Source organism: Pedobacter sp. AK017 (genome assembly GCF_014200825.1).
GTDB lineage: Bacteria > Bacteroidota > Bacteroidia > Sphingobacteriales > Sphingobacteriaceae > Pedobacter > Pedobacter heparinus.
Genome location: NZ_JACHCW010000007.1, coordinates 323835 through 336458, shown reverse-complemented (window position 1 = coordinate 336458; position 12624 = coordinate 323835). Strand labels below are relative to the sequence as shown.

Below are 12624 nucleotides of genomic sequence, written 5' to 3'. Positions count from 1 at the left end.
TCGGGTAAAGACCCAAGCAAGGTAGACAGGTCTGCAGCTTATGCTACCCGTCACATTGCCAAAAACCTGGTTGCAGCCGGTGTTGCTGATGAGATCCTGGTACAGGTAAGCTATGCCATTGGTGTGGCCCAGCCTATGGGAATTTACATCAATACTTACGGAACAGCTAAGGTTGGTAAAACTGATGGCGAGATCGCTAAGATTGTAGAGGGCTTGTTTGATATGCGCCCTTACTTTATTGAACAGCGCCTGAAACTAAGAAACCCTATATACAGCGAAACCGCAGCTTATGGCCACATGGGCCGCAAGCCAGAAACCGTAACCAAAACTTTCAGGTCGCCTAATGGTGAGGAAAAAACAGTTACAGTAGACCTGTTTACCTGGGAAAAACTTGATTTTGTAGATAAAGTAAAAACTGCCTTTGTTTTGTAATATGGCTATACCCTTTTTGCTTTTGTTAAGGGAAGTCTTATTTTTGACGATCTTAACATTTTTTAAAAATAGATTGATTTGATTTCCTAATAATAGAAAATTTTGAAAATACTAGTTCTCGGAGCTTCCGGCCAGCTTGGCCAGTGCCTCAAAAAGGTTGCTGCAGAAAGAAACATCAACAACATCAGTTTCCCTGATGAAAGCAAGGCCAATATTCTGGATATTGCACTCCTTCAAATTCTTTTTAACGAAGAAATGCCTACCCATGTCATCAATTGCGCTGCTTATACTGCCGTAGATAAGGCAGAAGATGATGTCGAACTCTGCAGAAAAATCAATAAAGATGGAGCTTTGAATATTGCAGTGCTTTGCAAAGAAAATAAGGCAACCTTAATCCATGTTTCTACAGATTTCGTTTTTAAGGGTGATAAGCCAGAGCTGCTCAAAGAAGATGATCTGGCCGAGCCAATTAATGTATATGGCCTTACAAAGCTGGAAGGGGAACAAGATGTCATTAATAATCTCAAAGAACATTTTATATTACGTACCAGCTGGCTCTATTCTGAATATGCCAATAACTTCGTAAAAACCATGCTTAGGCTTGGTGCGGATAAGGATGAACTCAATGTGATCGCCGATCAGATAGGAACACCTACCTATGCCATAGACCTTGCGGGAGCAATACTATCCATCATAGAATCTGGCCAAAAAGATTATGGTGTTTACCACTACAGCAATGAAGGCGTAACCTCCTGGTACGACTTTGCTGTTGGCATATTTGAACTAAGTGGCACTAAAATCAAAGTGAAGCCTATCCCAACATCTCAATACCCTACAAGGGCCGTAAGACCAAAGTTTTCCGTAATGGATAAAACTAAAATTAAATCTACGTTTAATTTGGATATCCCTTATTGGAAAGATAGCCTGAAGGTTTGTATAGAAAGGTTAAGATAGATTTACCCAATCTTTAAACTTCAAAAATGTCTGATTTGCAGCTTCAATTACATCTGCCTGTTGTTCATCAGCAATTGCTTCTTTATTCAAATAATCTTTAAACCTGGCCCACATTTCCATGGTACTTTCTCCGTAGCCGTTAAAGAAGGACAAACCCTCATCAACAGGAATATTCAGCTGTTGCGATATCATCTGGCTGATGTATTTTCCACCTAGCGTAGAGCCTTCTATCACATACAATGCGCCCAGCGCCTGGAAATGGTTTAAAATGACAGGGAGCTCTGCTCCGGTCGCCAGATCAGGAACTTTCGCTTTAAAATAGCTAAGGTCATCTGCAATAGCGGCTGTTTTCCTTCGCTCACCTGCATCTGCAAGTGTAGGCTGCAGATGTTTGCTGATCAGCAGTTCTAGCCCAGCAAAAAAACTGTAAAAATCATTTAAGATCTGGATGTAATCCTGGACCGAACGGATAGATTTTATTTTCCGTACCAGGATGGCTTCAAGCTCCCTGTGGTAAGTGCTGGTTTGTGCTTTAACTTTATCGGCAATCATTTTTTTTCAATTCTGTTTATTTTCCGCCTGCAAAGATATATTTTAGGGATTAAATCTCTGATTAACGTAAACACGTATCTGCAGGTAAACTTAGCAAACAATTTGGTACATTATTTGGTATTTAATGCATTGTTTAAACAACAGCCATTTTACTTATACAAATTTAGGGGATGCAGGCTGGACAAACAGATAACTAAGCAATAGATGGCAGAGAAAAAAAACTTTGATTCTGAATTTTGCGGCAATTTGCCGTTACATAACGTGAACCTGATACAGGATTATGGTTACCTGCTGGTGCTTGAACCAAAAGGCTTAAAGATCATCCAGGCAAGTGAAAATACAGTTGAAATAACCGGTAGGCCGGTTCAGGAACTGGTAGGCACAGCGCTTTCACAATACCTGGATGTGGAAAGTGCGGACAAATTAAGTGATAATTTAAAATCCGGTATCAAACAGAGGCTGCCCTTCAATCTATCTATAAAGAATGGACAGAATGCTGAACATTTCCATGCTTTAATGCACATTAAAGCAGACTATATACTGATTGAACTGGAAAAAGCCAGGGATTTGGAAAGAAAGAGTTTTACGGATGTTTTCCAGGAAATAAAAAAAATAATGGCTGCCATTGAACAGGCAGATACCGTGCAGGCAGTTTGTGAACTGGTCGTTCACGAAATCCGTAAAATATCGGGCTTTGACGGGGTGTTGATGTACCAGTTTGACCGCGACTGGAATGGTACCGTTATAGCAGAGGAAAAAGATGAAAGGCTTGAACCTTATATCGGGCAAACTTTTCCGGCATCTGATGTGCCTAAACAAGCCCGGCAGCTTTACCTGAAAAATCCTTACCGGCTGATCCCAAACCGGTCTTATCAGCCGGTTCGCCTATATCCGGTGATCAACCCGGTTACCAACTCGTTCATAGACTTGTCCGACTGTAACCTGAGAAGCGTGGTAGCAGTGCACCTGGAATACATGAAGAACATGAACATTGACGCGTCCATGTCTATCCGCGTGATCAGAAATGCTGAGTTATGGGGACTGATCTCCTGCCATCACCTGACCGAAAAATACCTGGATTATGAGGTATGCTCTATTTTTGAATGGCTGTCGGCAGTGATTTCCAATGGTGTATCACGTATACTTGACAAAGAAGACTACGATTTTTCCAGCTCACTTCAGCAGATACGCAGTACTTTGACAGACCGGATTTACGATGCCGACAATATCGTGGCTGGCTTGCTGCCTGAAGAGGGCCTGAGTTTACCTGACCTGTTTAATGCAACGGGGGCAGCCATGATTTTAAATGGAAGAATGGTAACTCAGGGAATGGTTCCAGCGGAGGAGGCCATAGATAACCTGATGATGTGGGTAGAAGGTAAAAGCATAAACAAGGTTTTTGCAACGGAACACCTGAGTGGTTTATATGAGGAGGCCAGTGAATTTGCCGATATAGCAAGTGGTGTACTGGTCATACCGATAGACAACAATAAAGGAGATTATATCTTTTGCTTCAGGCCTGAAGTGGTAGAAACAATTCAATGGGGGGGCGACCCTAACCAGGCTATCAATTTTGAAAAGGACGGGAAAAGGTATCATCCGAGGAACTCGTTTAAATTATGGAAACAAACCGTTAAACAACATGCCCTGCCCTGGAAAAAGCAGGAACTGGAAGCCGCAGAGGCCTTGAGGAGTTTCTTGTTTGAATTCAGGACAAAACAGTTATACAATTGATTGAATATGATGGCTGAACATAAGGAAAAATATATAGTTGCAATCGGTGCATCGGCAGGTGGACTGGAAGCCATACATGAGTTTTTTGACCATATGCCACAAAGCTCAAATTTTTCTTTTGTGGTCATCCAGCACCTTTCTTCCGATTACAAAAGCCTGCTCGTTGAACTGGTGGCCAAGCATACCAATATGAAGGTGATTGAAGCCGCGAATGATATGCTGATTGAACCGGACTGTGTATACATCATTCCCAACAATAAGCTGATGACCGTAAAGCGGGGGAAGCTTAAACTGGCAGATAAATCGCTGATAAAAGCCCCGAACACCGCCATAGACACTTTTCTGCATACCCTTGCCGAGGACAAAAAGGAAAAGGCAATTGCCATCATTTTATCTGGTACGGGTACAGACGGTACCAGGGGCATACAAAGCATTAAAGCATGTGGTGGAATGGTAATGGTGCAGGATCCTGAAACGGCCAAATTTGATGGAATGCCCAACAGCGCAATTTCTTCGGGTAATGCAGATTTTATATTGCCGGCAAAAAAGATGTACCAGGAATTGTTCAATTATATTAAAGAAGAACCCTTGCTGCTGGAAGAAGAGGGGATGGATGAAAAATTGCTGGATCAAATTTTCAATATGGTGCATCGGCAAAGTGGCAACGATTTTAATTTGTACAAAACACCCACCATTATCCGCCGCATTGGACGAAGAATGAATGAGACCAGGATAAAGCGGTTGGAGGATTATGTGAAATACCTGGCATCGGATAAGGAAGAGGTTAAAATACTGGCCAAAGATTTTCTGATCGGGGTAACCAAATTTTTCAGGGATCATCAGGCTTATGAATTGCTGGCAGAAAAAATATTTCCCGATCTGATTCATGCAAAAACTGAAAACGACCTGGTAAAGGTATGGGTATGTGCATGCAGTACCGGTCAGGAGGCCTATTCTATAGCCGTATTGCTGAATGAATGTGTAGAGCAGTCGGGTAAAAAACTGGACATTAAAGTTTTTGCTACCGACATTGATGAAAAAAGCATTGAAATTGCATCGGCCAACAAATATCCGGAATCGATCATTAAGGAAATTCCCCCGGATTTGTTCCGCAAGTATTTTGTAAAGGATGGTAAATTTTACGGGGTGATTCCCCAAATCCGGAAACAGGTGGTATTTGCGAAGCACGATGTGATTAAATCGCCCCCTTTTATAAAGAATGATATGGTAACCTGCCGCAACATGCTGATTTATGTGAATGGCATATTGCAGGAAAAAATCTTATCAACCTTTCATTTTTCCCTGAACAGAGATGGTTACCTGTTCCTCGGATCGAGTGAAACCGCATCTGTGCTGAAGGAGGGCCTCAGAGAGATTTCGGGTAAATGGAAGGTGTACCAGAAGTCGGGGCCAATCAATTATTCAAATTACAATACCTATAGTACTGGTGGCAGGATCCTGGAGCAAAAGGCTAAAAAAGAGAAATCCATTGCTGATGTTCCGCTTACAGCAGCAGAAAAGAGTTTCAATAAATTTATTACCAATGACCTTGGCTATGTTGGAATATTTATCGACAAAGCCTATATCATACAGGATGCTGTAGGAAATTACCGACAGTTTCTGTCTTTACCGGATGATAAGATAGAGCTCAACCTGTTGAAAATGGTACCCAGAGAGATTTCTATTGTTTTGAACAGCGCCCTGCGAAAGTCATGGAAGGAAAATAAAAATACACACCTGAAACGGATCCGCTTTAAGCGTAAGGAGGATGATGTATATCTGAACATTTCTATCAGGCCCCCAGAAATACATCAAGGCAATGATTACACCATGATTGTATTTGGTGAAAGCACGATGGAGGTAATTCCGGACAAGGAAGACCTGGTGATGTCTCTCCTGTCCAATGACCAGCAAAATGAATATGTATTTGAACTGGAGGCTGAACTAAACGAGACGCGCAGCAATCTGCAGCTCGCAGTGGAGGAAATGGAAACCACCAATGAGGAGTTGCAGTCGAGCAATGAGGAACTGTTGTCTGCAAATGAGGAGCTGCAGTCGGGAAATGAAGAACTGCAATCGCTGAATGAGGAATTGCACACCTTAAATACGGAACATCAGGTGAAAATCAGGGAATTGGTAGAGCTGAACGATGACCTGGACAACTATTTCCGGAGTACAGATATTGGTCAGGTTTTTTTAGACGGTAATTTATACATCCGGAAATTTAACCCAGCAGCTGTAAGTATGGTAAACCTGATTGATGCAGATATTGGCAGGTCGATTGACCATATTTCGAATAACATTAAGGCCGAAAACCTGTCAGAAGATATCCGTTCGGTTCTGCTTACCGGCAGGACAATGGAAAAGGAAGTGCAGCTAAAGAATGGTAACCGCAGTTTGATGCGCATACTGCCTTACCTGCGCAAGGATAGAAAAACAGATGGCGTTGTGATTACTTTCGTGGATGTATCGCACATTACGGAATTGAACAACATCATCTCCGGGGTTTTTAATGCAAGTTTAAATGCGGTAATGGCTTTTACAGCCGTCAGGAATCAGGAACATTTTATCGTGGATTTTAAGTGCGTTGCCTTTAATGATGTAGCACTTGCTTTTCTGGGTAAGAAAAAAGACGAACTGTACAACGCGATGCTGGTGAAACAGTTACCTGAACTTGCAGAAGGTAACCTGTTTGGCAGATATACCAGTGTGGTAGAGAAAGGCAGTTCTTTACAGACTGAATTTCAGTTGACGAACAAAAGGTGGTTCCAATTGGTGGCCGTAAAAATGTCTGATGGGTTTGCCGCAACCTTAACCGACATTACCGACCGTAAACGGGCCGATCAGCGACTGAAGAAAAATTATAATGAACTGATTGCTGTGCGGGAAAATCTGAAGCTGTTGAATGTAGAGCTGGAAGAAAAGGTAAGACAGCGTACAAAAGAGTTGACGGCCAGTGAGAACCGCTTTAACGAGGTTGCCAAGGCCACCAATGATACCATATGGGACTGGAGCCTGGTAAATAATAACATGTGGAGAAGTGAAAACCTCAATGTAATGTTTGGTTATTCGAATTCGGATGAAAATAGCAATATTGGATTTTGGTTTGATAAAATTCATCCGGAAGACCGAAAAAGGGTGCAGGATAGTGTTTACGAGGCCATTAACAACAACGAAAAACAGTGGTCGGCAGAGTATCGGGTGTTAAAGGCCAATGGGGAATATGCCATTATTTTTGACCGGGGCAGTATTTTACACGACGACTTTAATACACCTTACCGGATGGTGGGCTCTATGGTAGACATTACCAAAACAAATGAACTGCAAAAAGAACTCATGGAAAAGAAAGACGAATTTATGAGTATTGCAAGCCATGAGCTGAAAACGCCGATTACCAGTATTAAAGGGTTTTTACAGCTGACCAAACGGGCAGCAGCAAAAGGTACGGCCGACCGCGACATGCTCATTTACATTGACAAGGCCAACCGGCAGCTGGAGAATTTAACATTTCTGGTAAATGACCTGCTGGATGTATCCAAAATCCAGGCTGGAAAGATGCAGTTCAATTACAGCGAGTTTAATATACGTAAACTGATAGCAGAATGCGTGGATGATATGCAGAATACTGAGGGATATGAAATCAGCCTTAAACATACAGACGATATCGATATTTATGCCGATCAGCACAGAATTGAACAGGTGATCAAAAATTTTCTGTCGAATGCCATCAAGTATTCGCCTGACAATAAGGTGGTGATTGTGTATACTAAGTTGATGGGTAAGGAGATACGGGTATGTGTGCAGGATTTTGGGATCGGTATAGCACCGGATAAGGCAAAATTGGTGTTCGACAGGTTCTTTAGGGTAGATCATGTCAATTACCAGTTTTCGGGGCTCGGACTGGGGTTATACATTTGTGCCGAGATCGTAACCCGTCATGGGGGAACCATTGGTGTGCAAAGTGAGGAAGGTAAGGGATCAGAATTCTGGTTCCAGATTCCACTGAAACCGAAACACTAAGCGTTGGCCTGATTGAAAGAACGATTATACCTGCCAAACAATATTTTGTAAAATCCGTTTTTTCGCTTTATTTACCTGTGAATACTGTGGTTTTGTACGAGCAACTTGCTTAAATTAACAAAAACCACTAACCATGTATAAATATAAAATTAAAGAGTTTATGGACCAGCTTCCTGTAATAGAATACAGAAAGCTGAACACCCAATTGCACCGGGTTATCGGGGTGTCGCGCAATACCCTGATCAATTACAGCCTGATCAAAATTACCAGTAAAAAGGATGTCCCTTACAGTACGATCAGAAAACTGGAAATTATTTTTGGTGTAAAGTATGGGGACCTGACCAATCAGAACATCACCTGCGATCATTATAAAAAAATAATAGACCGCATACCAGAAAGACCGACCAGAAGGCTGCAAAGAAAAAAGCGGGTAAAACGAATGGAGCAGCCGGATTAGTACTCACATTTAAGCGGTCTGCAAAAGGCCGCTTAAATTAAGAAGTCCGTTTGAGGATATTGCTGATCACATTGTCCAGCTCTGCTGCAGATCCGCTAAGGTGGCCTACCAGCTCTTTCACATCAGGATGGGTTTCAGCAGTAGCATCCAGCAGCTTCACCAGGCCCATGATCCGCGCTAAGGGTGCCCGTACTTCGTGTGATTGGATCCAGGAAATCTCCCTTAACCGGACATTTTGTTCCTGCATGGCATTCACATAATTGACCCGCTCTGTAATGTCCTGTATAGAACCAATGATCCTTACCGGCTTTTCCTCTTCATCGAAAAGGGTAAAAGAGCGGTCTAAAACTGATTTATAGGTGCCATCGGCACACCTGAAACGGTATTCGGTCTTTGTCCGGTTTTTATGGTTTTTGAACAGCTGTTCGAATTCATTAAGCACCAGGTCCAAATCCTCCGGATGGATATGGCTTAACCACCATTCGCGGGTAGGGGCAATGTCCCGGTGACCAAAAATCCCCACAATACCTTTGTTCCATACCATATATCCGCTTTTGATGTCCAGGTCCCAGATGGCATCGCTGGTAGCTTTTGAAAGTGTATTGAATCGGGTCAACAGATTGTTGTACTTTTCTTCCTCTATTTTTAATCGGGCCATCAGGTGGCTGCGTTCGGCTAGTTCTTTAAAATTGGGCACGGTCTGATATACACTTTAGTTGTGGTTCAATTAACGCTACATGATTTCGAAAAAATAATAAGGGAGGATTACTGCAATATGCGAATTAAATTTATAAAAGTGATATGTAGGATATAAATAATTAAACAAACAAATTGCGCAGCGCATAGCTTTCGCGGTCTTTTGAGCGGATAAAATAGGTGAGTATCCAGTTGAACAACATCAGGAGCAGGGCGATGGAAAGGATGATGATCCCATTGCCGTAATCGGCCAGAAAAAAAGCCAGCAGAATGACCGATCCGTTTAGGCCTGCTAAAATGAGGGTGGTTTGCAGATGGCTGAAACCCAGTTTTAAGATCCGGTGGTGAATGTGGTTGCGGTCGCCCACAAATGGCGACCTGCCCTTTGATAAGCGCACCACAAAGATCCTTAAGGTATCGGAGAGGGGGCCGATTAAAATGGCCATACAGATGCCCAATGCAGATGGCCCCCAGCTGAAAAGACCGCCGGAGGAATGTGCCGCTTCCAGGAATTTTAAAGCCACCACTGCCGATACCAGTCCGGTTAACAATGAGCCGGTATCGCCCATAAATATTTTTGCAGGGCTGATGTTAAACTTAATAAAACCTAGAATAGCGCCTGCCAGTGACAGGGAAATGGCCGCCAGCTGGTACTGGTGCATGCTGATCAGCAGGGCTGAAAATACACTGTTCACAATGATCCCTGTAGTGGCGGCCAGCCCGTCGATGCCATCGATCAGGTTAAAGGCGTTGATGATAAATATGATGATCAATATAGACAGGAGCATGCTTGGAAAATAGGAGAGTTCATAGATGCCAAACAAACCATATAGGTTGCTGAGCCGGATATTGCCCGCAACGCTGAGTGTTAAGCCTGCAATAAATTGTATGATGAACTTGGTACGAGGGTTAACGCCTGCCAGGTCGTCTTTAATGCCAATTGCAAACAGCATAATGCAGGCCGTTAACAGGTAATTGAGGGGTAAGGCCGGGCCTGTAATGTTCCAGAACAGCAGCGTAATGGTAAAGCTCACAAATATGGCCACCCCGCCCAAACGCGGCACATCAGCTTTATGCAGCTTTCGCAAATGTCCCAGGTCGTCATACAGTCGCCTTTCACGTGCTATAAAGATGATAGATGGGATGCTGAGTAAGGTAATAGAAATTGAACTGAGCACAACCAGGATATAATAGATCGGCTGGTGTTCCTGTAAATAGCTTGTCATTACATTTAAATTAACTGATAAAACGGGGCCTGGTTTTGCTGGCAGGATTGCCCTGATAAATAAACCAGGCTTCTAAATTCTTTGTGGCCACTGATCCGGCTGTAAGTACCGCATGAGAGGAGGCCGTTATGCTGTGGTTAACCGTAGCCCTGGCACCAATCCATACCCCATCCTCTAAAGTAACGGCCCCGGTAATGAGGCCAAAGGCCGGGTCTTTGTAATTGTGACTGCCCGTAAGTAGGGTTGCACCCTGGGATAAACAGACATGGTTGCCGATGGATACCTGTACCAGGTTGTCGATCCAGACGTTTTCACCGATCCAGGCATGTGTTCCGATACTCAGCAGCCAGGGATGCTTGATGTTTACGCCAGGCCTGATGACCACTTTTTTGCCAACTTTGGCCCCAAAACAACGCAGTAACATAACTTTGAGCCGGCTGGATGGAAACAGCCCTGTTTTAAAGATCAAGGTGTTGACATAAAACCAGAGTATCCTTTTCAGCGGGCTGTAATTGCGATGCGCTGCCGCATGGACATAGGTAGAAAGGTCAGTCTGTTTGTTCATTATCTAAAAGCTCTTTTATCTTGATGTCTACCACCAGACGGAACCAAAAAGCCTGCATAAAATGGAAAATGAAACCGGCATAGCCGTCCAGTATACCCAGCCGGAAGATGTAGCGGTAAATGAAATATATAACCGGGCGGATAAATAATGGCATGCGCCACCACATTTGTTTAAGCCGGGCAGTGCGCTGATCGGGTGTTCCCCAAAATGAAGCTTTGATGGTTTGTAGCCTTAATTTCTTTCTGCGTTCTATTTCTTCCTGCGCCAGCAGGTCGCTGTAACGGTTGTGCTTATCTATCCAGAAGCTGATCTGGTTCTCTTTCAGGTTTTCTTCCAGCAGGTAAGCATTTTTCCAGATGATGGTTTTTCCGGGAACAATAAAACGGTGGTCCATATTTTCGCTCAGGTCGGAATAGCCCGTACCATACCTGAACATTTTTAAAAGATAGAAAGGATAATAGCCTCCATATTTTAACCACCGGCCTTTGAAATAATTTTTACGGTTAAAATAGATGCCGGATACATCTGCGTAATCTTCATCTCTAAAGTTCAGCAATAGTGTGCTGAGTTCATCAGAAATGACCTGGTCTGCATCAAGGCCAATAACCCAGGGCGTTTTGATGTCAAAAGTGCTTAAGGCATGGTGCCATTGCCAGGGGTGGTTTTTAAAAGGATGTTGTTTAATTTGTGCATTGTAAGTTGCTGCAATGGTCATGGTATGGTCGGTACTTCCAGAATCCAGGATGCAAACCGCTGCATTTAATTCATAAATGGAGTTTAACAACCTGGGCAGGTGTGTTTCTTCATTATAGGTTAATATAATGAAAGTGTAATGAGGGTTAAGCAAGGCTGATCTGTTGATACATGACTACATACTGTTCAATGAGCTTGTCTTCATTAAACTCATTTGTTACTATAAATGGGGCAAATTCCCTGATGATATTTAATGTGCCGGGGTTATGGTATATATGGACAAGATTCTTTTTGATGGAACTGGCCGCTGTTTCACAGATCCAGCCCAGGTTGTTTTTTTTGACATATTGGGCTAAACCCACTTCTTTGCTGATCAGGACGGCAGTGCCTACGCCAAGGCTTTCGATTACCACATTGCCAAAATTTTCATCATAAGAGGGCAGCACCAATAAGTGGTGCCCGGCAATCAGCTCAAATTTATGGTTGTTTTTAAAACCCAGCCAGGTCAGGGAGTGCTCAATCTGATAATGCCTGGCCAGTTCTTTTAAATAGGTGATGTAATTTTCATCACCGTTTCCGGCAATCGTTAAACTGTAAGGAATAGAAATCTCCGAAAGTGCCGCAAACAGTAATTCTAATCCTTTTTTAGGATCAATCCTGGAAAAGAACAAAAGTTTAAGTACCAGTACTGTTTGGTCCAGGCTCTGTTTTGGGAAAATGGCCGGAAGGTTTACTGCATTGTGAATGTTAAAAATACCCTTGGGTTTAAGAAGCTTGTACATGGCCTCCTGCTCCCGGGCAGAAGTAGTGTGTAAATAACACCGGTTTAAGAGGGACCTGCCGATAAGCTTATGCAACATTTTTTTGATCAGGATGTGGTTATTGCCAAAGGAATAGGGACTTAAAGTGCCGCGGGGCGACAATACCACGGGCACGCCGCGCATACAGGAGATCAGGCAGGACAATACAGACACCAGGTTCCACCAGGCATGGATGTGGACCACATCATATTTTCTTACCTCTTTCCATAACCTGATCAATAACCAGGGAGAAAAGTGGCTATGGTCTTTTGTGAGGCGTTTAAAATAAGTTACCGGCACACCATCCACATTTTGTGGGATATTTCTGGTTACGGGAAGTTCTTCCAGGCCATTTGCGGTAGTTGTAAATACTGCTATATGATGCCCATGTTTGCTGAGCTGTTCACTAAGTTTTGAAACAGACATGGTTGGTCCTCCGTAAACGTAAGCAGGTTTATAAGCGGCGTTAATTTGAAGAATTTTCATTGGAATCTA

At 43.1% G+C, this 12624-nt stretch carries 11 protein-coding genes; 5 read left to right on the top strand and 6 right to left on the bottom strand.

Annotation, left to right across the window (positions count from 1 at the left end; genetic code table 11):
* Together HDC92_RS12525 and rfbD are read left to right on the top strand one after the other, a co-directional pair.
* Positions 1-432: methionine adenosyltransferase (locus HDC92_RS12525; RefSeq protein ID WP_183874891.1), on the top strand; the 432-nt coding region annotated here is incomplete at its 5' end.
* Positions 433-534: 102 nt separating this feature from the next.
* Complete coding sequence (rfbD, locus tag HDC92_RS12520; protein WP_183874889.1) at positions 535-1386, top strand: dTDP-4-dehydrorhamnose reductase; 852 nt, start codon at positions 535-537, stop codon at positions 1384-1386.
* Here the strand turns inward: rfbD and HDC92_RS12515 are convergent.
* On the bottom strand, positions 1378-1938 hold the full coding sequence (locus HDC92_RS12515) for a biliverdin-producing heme oxygenase (RefSeq protein ID WP_183874887.1): 561 nt from the start codon (positions 1936-1938) through the stop codon (positions 1378-1380). The genes rfbD and HDC92_RS12515 overlap by 9 nt on opposite strands.
* 204 nt (positions 1939-2142) lie before the next feature.
* Between HDC92_RS12515 and HDC92_RS12510 the strand changes: the two genes are divergently transcribed.
* The 3 genes from HDC92_RS12510 to HDC92_RS12500 all read left to right on the top strand — a co-directional run bounded on the left by HDC92_RS12510 (position 2143) and on the right by HDC92_RS12500 (position 8149).
* Positions 2143-3672 (top strand): GAF domain-containing protein, encoded by a 1530-nt coding sequence (locus tag HDC92_RS12510; RefSeq protein WP_183874885.1) that lies wholly within the window; start codon positions 2143-2145, stop codon positions 3670-3672.
* A gap of 6 nt (positions 3673-3678) precedes the next feature.
* Complete coding sequence (locus HDC92_RS12505; protein ID WP_183874883.1) at positions 3679-7692, top strand: chemotaxis protein CheB; 4014 nt, start codon at positions 3679-3681, stop codon at positions 7690-7692.
* A 133-nt stretch (positions 7693-7825) separates the two neighbouring features.
* Positions 7826-8149, top strand: coding sequence for a hypothetical protein (locus HDC92_RS12500; RefSeq protein WP_183874881.1), 324 nt, complete (start codon positions 7826-7828; stop codon positions 8147-8149).
* A 37-nt stretch (positions 8150-8186) separates the two neighbouring features.
* Here the strand turns inward: HDC92_RS12500 and HDC92_RS12495 are convergent, their stop codons facing one another.
* The 5 genes from HDC92_RS12495 to HDC92_RS12475 form a co-directional block, all read right to left on the bottom strand.
* Positions 8187-8846 (bottom strand): PAS domain-containing protein, encoded by a 660-nt coding sequence (locus tag HDC92_RS12495; protein WP_036674949.1) that lies wholly within the window; start codon positions 8844-8846, stop codon positions 8187-8189.
* A gap of 121 nt (positions 8847-8967) precedes the next feature.
* Positions 8968-10071 (bottom strand): MraY family glycosyltransferase, encoded by a 1104-nt coding sequence (locus HDC92_RS12490; RefSeq protein ID WP_183874879.1) that lies wholly within the window; start codon positions 10069-10071, stop codon positions 8968-8970.
* Positions 10072-10081: 10 nt separating this feature from the next.
* Positions 10082-10636: a putative colanic acid biosynthesis acetyltransferase gene (locus HDC92_RS12485; protein ID WP_015809709.1), complete on the bottom strand. Its 555-nt coding sequence runs from the start codon at positions 10634-10636 to the stop codon at positions 10082-10084.
* Complete coding sequence (locus tag HDC92_RS12480; protein ID WP_183874877.1) at positions 10620-11483, bottom strand: glycosyltransferase family 2 protein; 864 nt, start codon at positions 11481-11483, stop codon at positions 10620-10622. The genes HDC92_RS12485 and HDC92_RS12480 overlap by 17 nt, the downstream gene beginning before the upstream one ends.
* The gene (locus HDC92_RS12475) at positions 11476-12615 is read right to left on the bottom strand and encodes an XrtY-associated glycosyltransferase XYAG1 (RefSeq protein WP_183874875.1); all 1140 of its coding nucleotides are present in this window, start codon (positions 12613-12615) and stop codon (positions 11476-11478) included. Before HDC92_RS12475 ends, HDC92_RS12480 begins: the two co-directional genes overlap by 8 nt.
* Between the last annotated feature and the right edge of the window lie 9 nt (positions 12616-12624).